The sequence below is a fragment of the Bradyrhizobium sp. Arg816 genome, assembly GCF_029989365.1.
GTDB lineage: Bacteria > Pseudomonadota > Alphaproteobacteria > Rhizobiales > Xanthobacteraceae > Bradyrhizobium.
In genome coordinates this window covers 189,390-204,169 of sequence record NZ_JAPRAQ010000004.1, presented here as the reverse complement: position 1 = coordinate 204,169, position 14,780 = coordinate 189,390, and the positions used below count along the sequence as shown (strand labels likewise).

The 14,780-nt window shown below is 63.5% G+C and carries 14 protein-coding genes; 6 read left to right on the top strand and 8 right to left on the bottom strand.

Annotation, left to right across the window (positions count from 1 at the left end; translation table 11 throughout):
* Positions 1 to 252 precede the first annotated feature (252 nt).
* Together OWC48_RS12390 and OWC48_RS12385 are read left to right on the top strand one after the other, a co-directional pair.
* Positions 253 to 1,215 carry an acetyl-CoA carboxylase carboxyltransferase subunit alpha gene (locus OWC48_RS12390; protein ID WP_282520243.1) on the top strand — a complete coding sequence of 321 codons (963 nt, stop codon included), beginning with the start codon at positions 253 to 255 and terminating at the stop codon, positions 1,213 to 1,215.
* 428 nt (positions 1,216 to 1,643) lie between these two features.
* Positions 1,644 to 3,185 carry a murein L,D-transpeptidase family protein gene (locus tag OWC48_RS12385; RefSeq protein WP_282520242.1) on the top strand — a complete coding sequence of 514 codons (1,542 nt, stop codon included), beginning with the start codon at positions 1,644 to 1,646 and terminating at the stop codon, positions 3,183 to 3,185.
* Positions 3,186 to 3,383: 198 nt separating this feature from the next.
* On the opposite strand, the gene OWC48_RS12380 is transcribed toward OWC48_RS12385, so the two are convergent.
* The 7 genes from OWC48_RS12380 to OWC48_RS12350 all read right to left on the bottom strand — a co-directional run bounded on the left by OWC48_RS12380 (position 3,384) and on the right by OWC48_RS12350 (position 10,961).
* Positions 3,384 to 4,079 (bottom strand): ABC transporter ATP-binding protein, encoded by a 696-nt coding sequence (locus OWC48_RS12380; protein WP_282520241.1) that lies wholly within the window; start codon positions 4,077 to 4,079, stop codon positions 3,384 to 3,386.
* On the bottom strand, positions 4,072 to 4,806 hold the full coding sequence (locus tag OWC48_RS12375) for an ABC transporter ATP-binding protein (protein ID WP_282520240.1): 735 nt from the start codon (positions 4,804 to 4,806) through the stop codon (positions 4,072 to 4,074). The genes OWC48_RS12380 and OWC48_RS12375 overlap by 8 nt, the downstream gene beginning before the upstream one ends.
* Entirely contained in the window at positions 4,793 to 5,926 is a 1,134-nt protein-coding gene (locus tag OWC48_RS12370) for a branched-chain amino acid ABC transporter permease (protein WP_282520239.1), read from the bottom strand. Before OWC48_RS12370 ends, OWC48_RS12375 begins: the two co-directional genes overlap by 14 nt.
* Positions 5,927 to 5,932: 6 nt before the next feature.
* The gene (locus tag OWC48_RS12365; RefSeq protein ID WP_282520238.1) at positions 5,933 to 7,150 is read right to left on the bottom strand and encodes a substrate-binding protein; all 1,218 of its coding nucleotides are present in this window, start codon (positions 7,148 to 7,150) and stop codon (positions 5,933 to 5,935) included.
* A 2-nt stretch (positions 7,151 to 7,152) separates the two neighbouring features.
* Positions 7,153 to 8,010 (bottom strand): branched-chain amino acid ABC transporter permease, encoded by an 858-nt coding sequence (locus OWC48_RS12360; protein WP_282520237.1) that lies wholly within the window; start codon positions 8,008 to 8,010, stop codon positions 7,153 to 7,155.
* 99 nt (positions 8,011 to 8,109) lie between these two features.
* Positions 8,110 to 9,624 (bottom strand): amidase, encoded by a 1,515-nt coding sequence (locus tag OWC48_RS12355; RefSeq protein WP_282520236.1) that lies wholly within the window; start codon positions 9,622 to 9,624, stop codon positions 8,110 to 8,112.
* Between the two features lie 152 nt (positions 9,625 to 9,776).
* Complete coding sequence (locus OWC48_RS12350; RefSeq protein ID WP_282520235.1) at positions 9,777 to 10,961, bottom strand: substrate-binding domain-containing protein; 1,185 nt, start codon at positions 10,959 to 10,961, stop codon at positions 9,777 to 9,779.
* Positions 10,962 to 11,140: 179 nt separating this feature from the next.
* Here OWC48_RS12350 and OWC48_RS12345 point away from each other — a divergent pair, with 179 nt between their 5' ends.
* The gene (locus OWC48_RS12345) at positions 11,141 to 11,575 is read left to right on the top strand and encodes a MarR family winged helix-turn-helix transcriptional regulator (protein WP_014490415.1); all 435 of its coding nucleotides are present in this window, start codon (positions 11,141 to 11,143) and stop codon (positions 11,573 to 11,575) included.
* 129 nt (positions 11,576 to 11,704) lie between these two features.
* Here OWC48_RS12345 and OWC48_RS12340 read toward each other — a convergent pair whose 3' ends face one another.
* Complete coding sequence (locus tag OWC48_RS12340; protein WP_282520234.1) at positions 11,705 to 12,682, bottom strand: hypothetical protein; 978 nt, start codon at positions 12,680 to 12,682, stop codon at positions 11,705 to 11,707.
* A 1-nt stretch (position 12,683) separates the two neighbouring features.
* Between OWC48_RS12340 and OWC48_RS12335 the strand changes: the two genes are divergently transcribed.
* The 3 genes from OWC48_RS12335 (at position 12,684) to OWC48_RS12325 (ending at position 14,750) form a co-directional block, all read left to right on the top strand.
* Entirely contained in the window at positions 12,684 to 13,655 is a 972-nt protein-coding gene (locus OWC48_RS12335) for a hypothetical protein (RefSeq protein ID WP_282520233.1), read from the top strand.
* 22 nt (positions 13,656 to 13,677) lie between these two features.
* Positions 13,678 to 14,130 carry a hypothetical protein gene (locus OWC48_RS12330; RefSeq protein ID WP_282520232.1) on the top strand — a complete coding sequence of 151 codons (453 nt, stop codon included), beginning with the start codon at positions 13,678 to 13,680 and terminating at the stop codon, positions 14,128 to 14,130.
* Between the two features lie 146 nt (positions 14,131 to 14,276).
* Positions 14,277 to 14,750 carry a hypothetical protein gene (locus OWC48_RS12325; protein WP_282520231.1) on the top strand — a complete coding sequence of 158 codons (474 nt, stop codon included), beginning with the start codon at positions 14,277 to 14,279 and terminating at the stop codon, positions 14,748 to 14,750.
* The last annotated feature ends 30 nt before the right edge of the window (positions 14,751 to 14,780 follow it).

The window sequence follows — 14,780 nt, the reverse complement described above, 5'->3', positions numbered from 1 at the left end:
AGCGCAGCGTAATCCGGGGCTCTGGCGTCACGGAAAGACTTTCCCGGATTGCGCTTCGCTCCATCCGGGCTACCGGCAACCCATGAAACCGCCTTGACTTCGGCCACATCTCCGCAGAAAGAGCCGTGGCCTCACGCATGATTTGGCGGGCTGCTTCCAAGCCCACAAGCCAACTCATTGAAGAAGCTACATTTCTTTCCACCGATCCAAACCTGCTTCGACGCCCCGCCCCGTCCCCGCTATATTGAGTTGATGCCAGATCACATGCGCAGCTATCTCGACTTCGAAAAGCCGGTCGCCGAGCTCGACTCCAAGGTCGACGAGCTGCGGACGCTTGCGGCCTCGGGCACTGACATCTCCGAGGAGATCGGGAAGATCGAGGACAAGGCGGCGCAGGCGCTGGCCGACCTCTATCTGAACCTGACGCCGTGGCAGAAGACGCTGGTCGCGCGACACCCGCAGCGGCCGCATTTCAACGACTTCATCAAGGGCCTGATCACCGAATTCACCCCGCTCGCGGGCGACCGCAAGTTCGGCGAGGACGAGGCGCTGGTTGCCGGCTTCGGCCGCTTCCGCGGTGAGGCCATCTGCGTGATGGGCCAGGAAAAGGGCGATTCCACCGAGAGTCGCATCCGGCACAATTTCGGCATGGCGCGGCCCGAGGGCTATCGCAAATGCGTGCGGCTGATGGAGATGGCCGAGCGGTTCGGCCTGCCCGTGCTGTCGCTCGCCGATTCCGCCGGCGCCTATCCCGGCATCGGCGCCGAAGAGCGCGGCCAGGCCGAGGCGATCGCGCGCTCGACCGACGCCTGCATGGCGCTGACCGTGCCCAACGTCGCCATCATCACCGGCGAAGGCATGTCGGGCGGCGCCATCGCCATCACCACCGCCAACAAGGTCTTGATGCTGGAGCACGCGATCTACAGCGTGATCTCGCCCGAGGCCGCCTCCTCGATCCTTTGGCGCGACGGCTCCAAGGCGCAGGAAGCCGCCAACAACATGAAGATCACCGCGCAGGACATGCTGCGCTTCGGGGTGATCGACAGCATCCTGAAGGAGCCGGTCGGCGGCGCCCACCGCGACCCCGCCGCCATGATCGCCACCACGGGCGATGCCATCGCCAAGGCGTTTGACGAGATGCGTGGCCTGGACGGCGACACCATCCGCAAGCAGCGGCGGCAGAAATTCCTCGATATCGGCCGGAAACTGGGCTGATTCGGCCGTTTTCGGTGCCGTAGGGTGGGCAAAGGCGCGAAGCGCCGTGCCCACCAGCCGGTCGGACGGCAGAGAATGGTGGGCACGCTTCGCTTTGCCCACCCTACGAGACCTCCAGTAACTCCCCGTTAACCCTTTTTTTGCCCAAATCAGCGATCTCTGTCCTGATTGGGCCGAAAGGCCCAAGTACGGCCCAAAGTCGCGTCCATTTAGTCTTCGTTGACCATGCCACTGGGCCAACGGGCTCGTGATCCCAGCTCGGGTTGCGACCACATGACCCAGAGGTTAGAATTTTAATCAATGGCTTCAGGGCACAAGCGCTGGAGCGTGGTTCGAAAAAGCCCGTCACGACGGGTCCGGATCTCCGGTCGGATCATGCTTCGAGATTGGGGTTCGCGCTGCTTGCCCGGCACGGTGTGGGGTCCATCTTGATTTCTCGTTCGCTTGCTCGCGCGCTTTTGGCTTCGGTCGCGCTGCTGACGGCCAGTGTTCTGCTGGCCGGCTGCGATACCGACCAGGTTTCGCTCGCGACCAACGCCAAGGCCAACCAGCCGGTGCCGCCAAAGCTTCTCGCCGCGATGGTCGAGAAGAACATGGACCTGCAATCGCCGATCCTGGTCCGTCTGTTCAAGCAGGAGGCCGAGCTCGAGGTCTGGAAGCAGGCCCGCAACGGCCAGTTCGCGCTGCTCAAGACCTATCCGATCTGCCGCTGGTCGGGCGATCTCGGTCCGAAGGTGCGCGAAGGCGACCGCCAGGCGCCGGAAGGATTCTACTCGATCAATCCGGGCCAGATGAATCCGCAGTCGGCCTATTACCTGTCGTTCAACACGGGTTACCCGAACGCCTTCGACAAGGCTTTGGGCCGCAGCGGCTCGCAGTTGATGGTGCACGGCGATTGTTCGTCGCGCGGCTGCTACGCGATGACGGACGAGCAGATCGCGGAGATCTATTCGCTTGGCCGCGAGTCGTTCTTCGGTGGCCAGAAGGCGTTCCAGCTCCAGGCCTATCCGTTCAAGATGACGCCGGTGAACATGGCCAAGCACCGGAACAACCCGAACATGCCGTTCTGGAAGATGATCAAGGAAGGCTATGATCATTTCGAGGTGACGCGGCAGGAGCCGAAGGTCGATTTCTGCGAGAAGAAGTACGTCTTCGACGCAGCCAAGACGCCCGACGCCAAGCGCGATCCGGTGTTCGACGCCTCCGCGAAGTGCCCGGCCTACGTCATCCCCGAGGACATCGCCAGCGCGGTGCGCGAGAAGGATGCGCGCGACCAGGTCGAGTACAACAAGCTCGTCGCCAAGGGCACGCCGATGGCGCGCATGAACACCGGCATCGATGGCGGCATGAACAAGATTTTTGCCTCGAAGATTCCGGAGGGATCGACCGGCCTGTCGGAGAATGCCGAAGGCTCGACCCTGGAGATGCTGGCGATGGCGAAGGCGCCGGGCACGATCCCCGGACACGTCAATCCGCCCAAGCCCAATCTCGATGCGGTCGCCGCCGCTCCCGCGAACCAGGAGCCGGTCGTCGCCGTCAGCGCGCCCGCCGCCAATACCCGCGTCGCCGCAGCCGCTCCGGCTGAAAAATCTGGCGGCTTCTTCTCCAACCTCGGTCGCAAGATGGGCATGGGCACCGCCGACACGACGGCAACCACGCCTCCGCCGCAGGCGACCGCCTCCGTGGCTCCGGCCGCTGCGCCCACAACGCCGCCCACCGCGACGTCGAGGCTGAAGGCCGCAGTGACGAGGTTCGTGCCCGGCCGCGACACGTCCAAGGACACACCGAAGCCAGCCGTCGCCGCCGCCAAGCCCGCCGAACCGGTGAAGCCGGATACGCGGCTTGCGGCGACGCGTCCGGCGCTGAAGCCGTCGGTGAGCGATGGTGCGGGTGAAGCGACGCAGATCATGGGCGCCGCGCCGGTGGTGTCGTCGAACTCGTTCGACAGCCGCTTTGGGGCGGTGAAGTAAGGCGGCGCTCAGGTCTTCCCCGACCGACAACCTCTCACCGTCACCCTGAGGCGCTCGCGCAGCGAGCCTCAAAGGGCGACGGCCCAGCTGCGGCAGCGGGGCCGCTCATCCTTCGAGGCTCGCTACGCTCGCACCTCAGGATGACGGAACCGGCAAAGCGCCGCGGTGAGATATAGCTGCAGAGCGAGTGGCGAGTCCCTACGGTGCCAGATACCGCATCAGCTCCGGATTGCCCCTCACCTCGCCCGCCTGCCCTTGCAGCGCGACTCTGCCGCGGTCCAACACATAGGCGTAATCGGCGACGCGCAGCGCGAGGTCGAGGTGCTGCTCGACGATGATGACGGCGATGCTCTTCGCGAGCTCGATCAGGCGCTCGGTGATCTCCTCGATCACGCCGATCCAGACGCCTTCGGTCGGCTCGTCCAGTAACAACAGCTTTGGATCGCCCAGCATGGCGCGGCCGATGGCGAGCATCTTGCGCTCGCCGCCGGAGAGGGTGCCGGCGGGCTGGTCGAGGCGCTGGCCGAGTTTCGGGAAGATGGTCAGCACATGGTCGACCGCGTCGGCCTTCTTGCTGGCGAGCGAGCCGACCGCGAGATTGTCGCGCACCGACAGGCGCGCGAACACCGAGTGCTCCTGCGGGACGTAGCCGATGCCGGCGCGCACGCGCTCCTGGGTCGCGCGACGGCTGATGTCGCGTCCATCGAAGGCGACCTCGCCCTTCCATGCCGGCAGCTCGCCGACGATGGTCTTCATCAGCGTGGTCTTGCCGGCGCCATTGCGGCCGAGCACGGCAACGCCGCCGCGCCAGGGAATGCCGAGGGTGACGTCGAACAGGACCTGGCTGCGGCCATAGCCCGCGTCGAGATGCTTGATGTCCAAAAATTCAGGCACGGCGCAGATAGATCTCCTGAACGGATTTGTTGGCCTGGATCTCCGACACGGTGCCCGATGCCAGCACCTTGCCCTGGTCGAGCACAGTCAACCGATCACAGATGTCGCGGATGAAATCGAGGTCGTGCTCGACGATAACGAGCGAGCAATGTTTCTTGATCGGCTGCAGCAATTCACCGGTGACGCGGCGCTCCTCCAGGCTCATGCCGCCGGTCGGCTCGTCCAGCAGCAGCAGTTTTGGCTTACCGGCGAGCGCCATCGCAATCTCCAGCCATTGCTGCTGGCCGTGCGACAATGCGGCCGCCGCGTCGAAGGCGCGATCGGCCAGCCGAAACTGTGTCAGCATGGTCATGACCTGGTCGTGCAGCGCGCCCCGCGTGCGCGAGAACACGAGATCGAACAGCGAGGACTGCGCCTGCAGCGCGAGCAGGATGTTGTCGTAGAGCGTCAGCGTCGGCAGCACGCTGGTGATCTGGAATTTCAGGCTCATGCCGGCCCGGGCCCGTTCGGTCGGCGTGAACGCGGTGATGTCGGTGTTGACGAAGGAGACTTTGCCTTGGGTCGGCACCTCGGCTCCCGCAATGCACTTCATCAGCGTGCTCTTGCCGGAGCCGTTCGGTCCGATCAGGCCGTGAAACTCGTTCTCGCCGACGGTGAGCGCGGCGCCGTCGAGCGCGGTGAGCTTGCCAAAAATCTTCTTGATATCGGCGGCTTCAAGGAGCGGCATTGCGCTTCTCCTTCTCAGTCTGCTTCTCGGTCTTCCTCTCGGTCTCCTTGGGCCTGGCACCAAAGCTGCCGACCCGTTCGCGCTCGCCGAGCACAAAACTGATCAGGCCAAGCGGCCGGAACAGGATCACGAGCAGCAGCAGCAGACCGAGGATGATCGGCCAGATCTCGCGATAATTGTCGGAGAGCCAGAAGCTGACGCCCTCGACGATCACGGTGCCGATGACGGCGCCGATCAACGTTCCGGAGCCGCCGAACAGCACATAGAGCACCACCTGCGTCGAGACGACGACGCCGACCATGTTGGGCCAGACGAAACCTTCATGGAAAGCATAAAGGCTGCCGGCAAGACCTGCGATGGCGCCGCCGATCGCGAAGATGATCGCCTTGAGATGCTGCGCCTTGTAGCCGAAGAAGGCGATGCGCTGCTCGTTCTCACGCAGGCCTGCGAGCGCCAGCCCGAATTGCGAGCGCACCAGGAATCTGCAGAGCAGATAAACGACGACGAGGATGCCGAGCACGAGATAGTAGAAAGCCGGGCCTTCAGTAAATTCGTAGCCGCCGAGCGACATCGGCGCGATCGAGGGGATGCCGTTCTGGCCTCCGAGATAGTACCAGCCGCGCGCAAGGCGATCGGCGGCGTAGGAGCCGGTCAGCGTGCCCAGCGACACGAAGATGACGCTGGAGGGATGCCGTCCGAGCAGCAGGAAGCCGCCGAGCAGCAGCGCGAAGGTGAGGCCGATGATCGTGCCGGCAGGGAGGACCAGGAGGATGTTGGTGATATCGAGGTCGCGCGCGAGCAGCGCGACGCCATAGCCGGCCGAGCCGAAGAACAGGGCCTGGCCGAAGCTCATGATGCCGGCATAGCCCCAGACCAGATCGAACGACAACGCGAACAGCGCGAGGATGATCACGCGGGTCGCGAACACCGTGAGGTAGTCCTGCAGCACCAACGGCGCGAGCAGCGCCGCGACGAGCACGACGCCCTCCACGATCGGCAGGACCTTTCGCCCTGCCTTGACCTGTTCCTTGGCCTGTCCCGCTGCCACGCGTTCAGCCATCGCATCGTCCGCTTCGTCGCCGGCGATGGCTTCTCTTACCACACTCATCGACTTCGGCATTCCGCCTCAGCATTCCTTGGGATCGACGAGCCCGTCGCTGCGTCCGACGATCTCGTAGTTCCCGCCCTTGGCGACCGCAGTGTACATCTTCATCTTGCAGTGCCGCTTGCCCGGCACCATCTCGGCCGGTCCGCCCGGGCCTTCGGCGATCTTGGCGTGATCAAGCGCGGCGGCAACCGAGTCGCGATCGACCTTGCCGGCTTCCTTCACGGCCGCTTCCCACAACTTGAGGCCGCGATAGGTGCCGGTCGCGGCACTGCCGGCCGCGAACAGGAAGTTGCCGGGAAAGTCCTTCTCGTAGGCTGCCTGGATCTTGGCGTCGAACGGGTTCTCCTTGGTCAGCACCTTGAAATAGTCGAGACAGCTTGCGAGCCCCTCGATCTCGGCGGCCTGGTTGATGTTGAGCGTGTTCTCGTCATAGTAGACGCAGGCCAGGCGCCCGCCGTTCTTGAGGAAGCCAGCTTCATAGAGCTGTTTGAAGAACGGGCCGACGCCCGGCGGAATGACCGTGTTGAAGACGACGTCGACCTTGTTGGAGACGATCCGGTTGACGGTCGCGGAGAAATCGACCTGGTCGAGCGGGTAATATTCCTCGAAGACGACCTCGCCGCCGTTCTGCTCGATCACCTTGCGGGCGTAGACGTTGAGCGTATGCGGCCAGACATAGTTGGCGCTCGGCAGCGCGAACTTCTTGCCGCCGTTCTTGATCAGCCAGGGGATGAACTCGTCACATTGCTGCGCCGGCGTCGGCCCGGTGCAGAACAGATAGGGCGTGCACTCCTTGCCTTCGTAGAGCTGCGGATAGATGTAGAGCGTCTTGCCGCGCGCCACGATCGGGTCCTTGATCGCGTTGCGCATCGATGAGGTGATGCCGCCCAGCACCATGTCGACCTTGTCGCGCTGGATCAGTTTTCGGACGTTGCCGACCGCGACGGATTCGTTCGAGGCGGTGTCCTCGATATAGAGCTCGAGCGGACGGCCGAGCAGACCACCGGCCGTATTGATCTCCTTGATCACCATCTTGGCGACATTGGCGTCGGCATTGCCGGCATAGGCGATCGGGCCGGTGAGATCGGTTGCGATGCCGACCTTGATCGGGCCTTCCGCCGCATTGGCCCACGGCGCCGGAACCACCCAGCTGCCGACGCCGGTCGCGACCGCGCCGGTGGTAAAGGCAAGATTGGAGAGGAAGCGGCGGCGCGAAAGCTCAGTACGATCGAACATGACTAAACCCCTTTTCCAGCGATGAGGCCCTGCGGCCGAAATTTGATGAAGACAATGGCGAGCACGAAGACGAGGACGTCGGCGACGACGGGCGCCATCACCCATGGCAGCGCGGCACTGAGGGTGCCGATGACGCCGGCGCCCGCCACCGGTCCGATGAAGGAGCCGACGCCGCCGACCATCACCGCGACAAAGCCCTGGATCAGGAAGCGCAGGCCGAGATCGGCGTACAGGCTGAACACCGGGACGATCAGCGCGCCGGCAAGGCCGGCGAGCGCGGAGCCGAACGCAAACGTGGCGCCGTACATCAAGGGCGTGGAAATGCCTGAGGCCCGCGCCAGCGAGGGATTTTCCAGGGTGGCGCGCATGCGCAGGCCAAAGCTCGTGCGCGACAGCAGGAGGTAGCAGCCCGCCATCACCAGGAGCGTGATGACGATGATGGTGAAGCGCCAGGCCGAGATGTGCGTGGCGCCGATATCGATCGAGCCGCCGATCGGCTCGGGCACGGTGAGATAGAAGCCGCCGATCAGGCCGCGCACCGATTCGCGGATGATCAGGCCGAGCGCATAGGTGCCGAGCATCGCCACGATCGGCGCGGCGTAGAAGCGGCGGATGATCAGCGCCTCCAGCACGAAGCCGAGCGCACCGACCACGAAGGGCGCCGCGACCATGCCGGCCCAGATCGGCAGGCCCTTGGCGTAGGCGAGATAGGTGATGTAGGCCCCGAGCAGGACGAACTCGCCCTGCGCGAAGTTGAAGATGCCCATCATGCTGGCGATGATTCCGAGCCCCAGCACGATCAGGACAATGATCGCGCCGAAGCTCAGGATCTCGAACGCCGCGACGAACGCGTTAGCCATGCGATAGATTCTTGTTTTGACGCGTTTTCTCGACGCGAACCGGTATCCACTTCGCTCGAAAACGCTCTGGTCTTCCGTCCGTCTGCATGAATTCCCCGCTCACATCTTCTTCCAGTCGCCGATCTGCTCGAAGGCATGGGCGGCGCGGTAGATGGTGGATTCCTCGAACATGCGGCCGACCAGCATCAGGCCGACGGGTAGGCCGTCGACCATGCCGCAGGGCAGCGACATCGCGGGATGATGGGTGATGTCGAACGGCGCGGTGTTGGAGATCATCTCCAGCGCGCGGGCGACATAGTCCTCGCGGCTGGCGGTGGGCTCCGGCAGCTTCGTCGCCTTCATCGGCGTGGTCGGCAGCAGCAGCAGGTCGTATGCGCCGAACGCCTTGTCATAGGCCGCGGTCAGGCGGCGCGAGATGTTGAGGGCCTTGCCGTAATAGCGGGGACCGAAGCTATTGTTGATGTAAGTCCCGAGCATCAGGAACAGTTTTGTCGTCTCCGACAGCGAATCCGCCTGCCGGCGCCAGCCGCGATGGAAGTCCATCAGCGAGGTCGAATAGAGGTCGCCGCGGCTGAGCCCGTAGCCGTCGCCATACATCATGGTCTGGGTCATGCCCTCGGTACCGATCGGGGTCCAGATCGCCGGGCCCGCGAGATGCATCGGGATCGAGACGGTCTCGACGGTGGCGCCGAGATCCTTGAAACGTTTTGCCGCCTCGCGGACGCTTTCGTTCACCGCGGCCTCCGCGTTCGCCTGCTCAAAACCTTCCTTGAGGATGCCGATCTTCATGCCCTTGACGCCCTGGCCGAGCGCCTTGGTGTAGTCCTCGACCTTCGGTGCCTTGATGCGGGGATCGTAGCCGTCGTCGCCGGCGAGCACTTCGAGCAGCAGCGCATTGTCGGCGACGGTCGCCGTCATCGGACCGGTGTGATCGACGAAGATCTCGATCGGCATGATGCCGGTGTAGGGGACGAGGCCCCAGGTCGGCTTCATGCCGTAGGTGCCGCAGAACGAGGACGGCATGCGGATCGAGCCGCCCTGGTCGCCGCCGATCGCCATGTCGACCTCGCCGAGCGCGACCACGACGCCACTGCCCGAGGACGAGCCACCGGCCGAATAGCCCATCTTGTGCGGATTATGCACGGCACCGACCGCGCCGGTGTGGCTGCCGCCGGACATGCAGAAGGATTCGCAATGCACTTTTCCGGCGATCTCGGCGCCGGCATCGAGCATGCGCGTGACGATGGTGGCGTCGAAATCGGGGACATAGCCTTCGAGCGTCGCGGAACCATTCATCATGGGCACGCCGGCGAGCATGATGTTGTCCTTCAGCGCGACGGTCTTGCCCTTCAGCTTGCCGCTCGCCGCACCCTTCACGGTCGACTTGCGGTACCAGGCGTTGCGCGGGTTCTCCTCGGGCGAGGGCCGATAGCCCGGCGTGCGGGGATATTTGACCTCCGGCACTTCATCCGGCATCGCGCCGACGAGATTATAGGCTTCGATCGACCCCTGCATCAGGCCGCGGAACGAGGCGACGTCAGCATCAGTCAGCGAAAGGCCGCACTGCTTGGCGACGTCGAGAAGTTGGGCAGGCGTGGGAAGGACAACTGTCACGGCGCTCTCCTGAAGTTTCTTGGTACGGTCCCTGCGCGCGGCCGCGATTGGCGCGACGCGCCCAGCGGCCTTGGCTGAAACATTCAAAGCGGAAATATTTTCCTTTTCAAGTATTATTTTGAAATGCGGCTGTCCGGATCGCCGCAGCAGGCTCAGACCGGCTTGATCAGCTTGAAGTCGAGGCCGTCGGCCTCGGCGAGATACATCTGCATGCGGGCGTGGCCGTTGCGAACGACAACCGGTCCGCGCGCGCCGCCGTAAACGATGTTGCGGCCCGCCGCGAGCATGGGCGCCATGGACAGCGAACCTGCCTTTTTCGCCACGGCTTCGAGGAAACGCAGGCCTTCATAGCTGGACTGGCCAAGCGAGCCGATCGGCGGGGCGTTCGGCCCGAACATCGCGCGATAGCGGATCTGGAAGTCGTCATTGGCCCGCGAGCCGATACCCGAGAAATAGCCGGAGGCGCAGAACATGTTCTCGCTGTTGTCGGCGCCGATGCCGAGCAGCACCGTCTCGTCCATGGCCCCCGCCAGCCGCAGCGTCGTGGCGCCGAGGCCGCATTCGCCGAAGGCACGATTGAAGGTGACGCTGTCGGTGCCGATCAGCGAGATCAGCACGACATCGGGCCGCGCGGCACGGATGCGCGCCAGGTGCGGCTCGTGATTGTCCTCGCCGAGGGGGACGAACTCCTCGCCGACGACGTGGCCTCCGGTTTCCCTGATGTAGTTCTTCACGGCGCGGTGCGACTGCCAGGGCCAGACGTAATCGCTGCCGATCAGATACCAGCGCGACGCCTTCTTGACGTCGGCAAGCCAGTGGATCGACGGCCGGCTCTGCCAGCGCGGCGTCTCGCCGATCGCCATCACGCCGGGCGTGCGCTCGCCGCCTTCGTAGACCGGCGTATAGATGTAGGGGATGCGATGACGCGTGGTGACGTCGCGCAAGCCGACGCGGACCGCGCTGGTGTGCAGCCCGACGATGAGATCGACTTCGTCGAACGCGATCGCCTGCTCGGCGCGGTTCAGCACCTCGTCGAGCGGGCCGCCGGCGTCGTAGATCGACAGCTCGATCTCGCGGCCGAGGATGCCGCCGCGCTTGTTGATCTCGGCAACGGCGAGCTGCGCGCTGTTGGTCGCGCAGGGGCCCCACACCCCCGGCGATCCCGTGCAGCAGATGAAGCCGCCGATGCGCAGCTTGTTCGCGCCACGCCGCCTGCGGAAGGCATGATCGCCCGGCGACAGCGAGCTATCGGCTCCCGACGACGACAGATTCCTCAGCAGCAAGGACGGCGGCATCGCCGGACTGCCGTGAGCCGGGAAGTTTACCGTCGCGCGCACGCCAACTCCTGTCTGGCACCAGACCTGAAAGCACAATGAGCAGGCGGCCGCGGCATCCGCCCTTTTGTTAGGCAAACATCCTATTTTGAAAATATTGAATATTCAACAATTGAAGTGCATATAGATGCAGCATTGATTGCAAGACATTCACTCATTTGGGTCAAGACGAAGTCTTAGCCGTGGCAAAACCGAACTCCCCGATCACCGAACACCTCGCCTACCTGCTGGCGCAAGCCAACCGGGAGATCAACCGGCAGCTGGAACTGCGCCTCAGCAAGGAAGGCGTTCCCGTCGAGCAGTGGCGCATCCTTAAGGTGTTGTCGGACGGCGATGGCCACTCGATGGGCGAACTCGCAGACGCGGTGCTGCTCAATCATCCGACGCTGACCAAGATGATCGACCGCATGGTCTCCGACACGCTGGTCTATCGCGTGCAGGACCCGAACGACCGCCGCAAGGTTTTGATGTTCATCTCCGACCGCGGCAAGGTGCTGTGCAAGAAGCTCAACTCGCTCGCAGTGGACCAGGAGGAGCACATCCTGGAGAGCTACGGCGACAAGTCGACGAGCGAATTGAAGCGGCTGCTGGAGAGTTTGATCGACAGCTCGAATTGAGTGGAATTTCACGCAAGGGAAGCGCTGAGGCGGCTGGTCCGGTCACGGACCCCGCCTTGAGGCACCATTCCATTTCCTGACTGAGGCCGCCCCGCCGAGGTAAAGCCGCCTCATGCGCTGCATCCTGGTTCAATCGCATGTGTCCTGACCGCAAGCCGCCTTGGCACTGTCGTAGAGGCGGCAGACAGGCGATTTGAACGAAGATTCCCAACCCTTGAGCTCCGCGGGCGAAGGTCGTTGCGCATAGTCATATCCTTCGGGAACGACGGTGCGGAGAGACTTCGAAAGCGAAGTGACGTTACAATCCGATTCGGAGCGACGTTCGATTTCGACCACTCCCGAGTGCTTCTGGATATAATAGAGCGGGCCACCATCCCTGGATTTGTACCCTCCCTCGACGCCCTTGTAAGTGTGGCTCCAGTTGATCGCGAAGGACGCCGCCGACGTTCGACAATCCGCTTCGATCAAGGCCACTGTATCAGCGCCGTCAGTCTTCGCTCGGATGACACGCTTTTCGTTGGCTGCGCAGCTCACTTTGTTCTCGAGCAAGCTGAAGCGATAACCATCGCCCAGTATCCCGAGGTAGAAAGTCTCGGTTGCGCATGGCGATTTGAAGTCCACCTTGCCGTTCTTGGTAAAAGTCGTGCAGCCGGTAACCGTGATTTTGGCCCACTTGCTGACTGGCGGGGCTTGGGCAGATAGCGTGGACGCAAGCAGCAAATACAGTACGCCAGCGACCGTCGCCCGGCGCCAAAGACGCCGCAGCGCAGCAATGTTGAAAACGGGATCGCGCACGGGCGCATGCTTCATACCGATCTTTCCTTTTCCAAAGCGATCAAGCATCATCAGTATCGTTAGCGGCGCATAACCCGTTGGGTTAAGCGCCGCCGAATCTATTGCAATATCGCTGGCATTTTGGCTGGGGTCACGCAGAACTGTCCAGGACCTCTTCGTGAGGGCGTCAGCGACCGGCGACCTGGATGGGTGGCACGTGAAAGGGACGTTCGAATTGAAACGATGGGTTCTGATCGCCGTCCTGGCGGTCGCCGCCGGCGCAGCACGTTCGGAGACGCTCCAGCAGAAGTTCGGACCCAACTGGTCCTGCAAGATGATCTCTGCGGAGCTCGATTCCCTGTATCGAAACTGCCTCGATTGCGAAAGGCAGCACCTGGATTTCGTCCAGACGTCCAAGAACAACGGCGTGTGCGCCACGCCGAATTCGCTGCGTGACAAAGTCGACGAGCTTCAGGGCAAGAAACCCGCGGTTCCGCCCGATATCGCCAGAGACCAGGAGCGCCAGAAGCAGATTCAGGATCAGGTCAATGCCAAGGAATCCGCGATCCTGGAAAAGATGCGCAGCGACCGCCTCAGGCAGGCACCCGAATCGGGCGTGAGCGGATCGAGCCGGGCACCGGGCGACAAGAGCGCCGACGAACTCGCCAGGCTGAACGCGGAGATGCAGGCCATCGAAGCGAGGCAGAAGGACGACGACAGGCGCCGGACCGAGCGGGAAGCCGCAAAGCTCGAGATGGAAATGCGGCAGATGGAATCAGATGCGAAGCGGCCCTCCCCGCGCCCGGCAGAAGCTGCGTCGAGCGATTTCGGTCCGAACGTCGTCGTCTTCGCTCTGAGAAGCAGCTACAAGTTCCGGATCCAGGCAAGCTTCTACTCGCAGGGCCGCAATCATGAATGGCCGGGCGGAGGCGAAGCCTACGCTTTGAACGATTCGCAGCTGCACAAGTATCGTTTGAGCTGTCAGCCCGGCGAGAAAATCTGCTTTGGGGCTTGGGCGACGGGTAGCGCCAGCCCCTACTGGGGCGTTGGTCCGGACGACAAGCATGGTTGCGAGGACTGCTGCGCCACCTGCGGTAGCACCACGGTCCACGGCCACAACCTGGTCTACACCGGCGGCGGCGAGAGCTCCTCGAGCGGCATCAGCGCCGCCGATCTGCTGGGCGCGGCGATCGGGATTGCAGGGATCGCGGCCGGGAGCAGCGGCTCGGCAAATCGGGCCACGCCCCGCTATTCACCAGGACCACCTCCACGAAATCGCGAGAGCGGCGTATCGGGCGGACGCTGAAGCCTGCCGCGAAACTGCGAGATTGAAGGCGGACGACATGAGCTTTAACCGCGTCCGGCCCATCCTTTATCTAGCTGCTTTTGCCGCGTCTGCGCTCGGATCGATCGGCCAGGCTGCGGGCAGTCCCGTCGATCCACCGATCGGCGCCCGCATTGTCGAACTCATGCAGACATACGGGCCGCCTGATCATATCACGGGGGCAAGCGGCGGCGGCCAAATCTATCAGTGGCGGCTCAAGGCCACGACCGCTTCCGAACGGCCCGACGACGATGGCGCGCGCCTCGAAGATTTCTTCTGCGACGTGACCGCGACCGTCGGGCCGGGCGGAAGGGTGAAGGGCTTTCGGGCCGAGCCCGCGAATGTCGGCGCCGGCGTTCTGGCTTCCGCCGGCGCGTTCGGCCCCCTGTGCAGGCAATCATTCGGCCTGAAGCCGAGCCGAATAAGGCATGACAACCCAAGCGTGATGCGCCGCTAACCAAATGAGTCGCTCTCGTCGTCAGCCCCCCAATCAATTGGTCGCCGATGGACAAACCGAGCCTCGTCAGCAAAGCTCCGAAATTCATATCCCGCACAGGCCGATCCACGATGTCACAGGCTCGCCAGCCACTCTCAATTGCCCTGATGGCGTTGTTCTTCCTTTTGTTGCTTTCCGCCCTCGGCCGGGCCGACGGCTGGAAGCTTGAATTCGATTCACGCAAGCTTCCCTCGCTGAGTTATGCGGAAAACGGAGCGATGATGTTCCAGCTCGGGTGCGGCCGCGCGTTCGGGCTGCACGCCAAATATCCGGGCACGGCAAAGAAGGCCGGCAAAGCTTCCATCGCCATAGGCAGGGTTCGTGCTCGCGTGACGCTGCATGGTGAGTTTGAAGAGCCTGAAGGCGCGGACCAAACGAGTTTCGTGCAATGGGACCTCGGCTTTTCCCGGCAGGATCCGGAGCTGTTCGGCAAGCGATGGCAGAAGGCGCAGTCACGCCTGCTGGACGTGATCGAGCGCGCGGACCCGTTGATCATTTCGCAGGGACCGAACAGCTATCGACTGCCGCGCATCGACGCCGCGAACTGGCGATCCGCCATCGAGAAGTGCGGCGGCGCATAGAACCCGAGACTTCACCCTCCAAGGCCGTTG

Bases quoted from the DNA above. Each gene is read 5' to 3' on its own strand.
- OWC48_RS12390 (WP_282520243.1), top strand. From the start codon at position 253: ATGCCAGATCACATGCGCAGCTATCTCGACTTCGAAAAGCCGGTCGCC.
- OWC48_RS12375 (WP_282520240.1), bottom strand. From the start codon at position 4,806: ATGCCGCTCCTTGAAGCCGCCGATATCAAGAAGATTTTTGGCAAGCTC.
- OWC48_RS12370 (WP_282520239.1), bottom strand. From the start codon at position 5,926: ATGCCGAAGTCGATGAGTGTGGTAAGAGAAGCCATCGCCGGCGACGAA.
- OWC48_RS12365 (WP_282520238.1), bottom strand. From the start codon at position 7,150: ATGTTCGATCGTACTGAGCTTTCGCGCCGCCGCTTCCTCTCCAATCTT.
- OWC48_RS12360 (WP_282520237.1), bottom strand. From the start codon at position 8,010: ATGGCTAACGCGTTCGTCGCGGCGTTCGAGATCCTGAGCTTCGGCGCG.
- OWC48_RS12335 (WP_282520233.1), top strand. From the start codon at position 12,684: ATGATCTCTGCGGAGCTCGATTCCCTGTATCGAAACTGCCTCGATTGC.
- OWC48_RS12325 (WP_282520231.1), top strand. From the start codon at position 14,277: ATGGCGTTGTTCTTCCTTTTGTTGCTTTCCGCCCTCGGCCGGGCCGAC.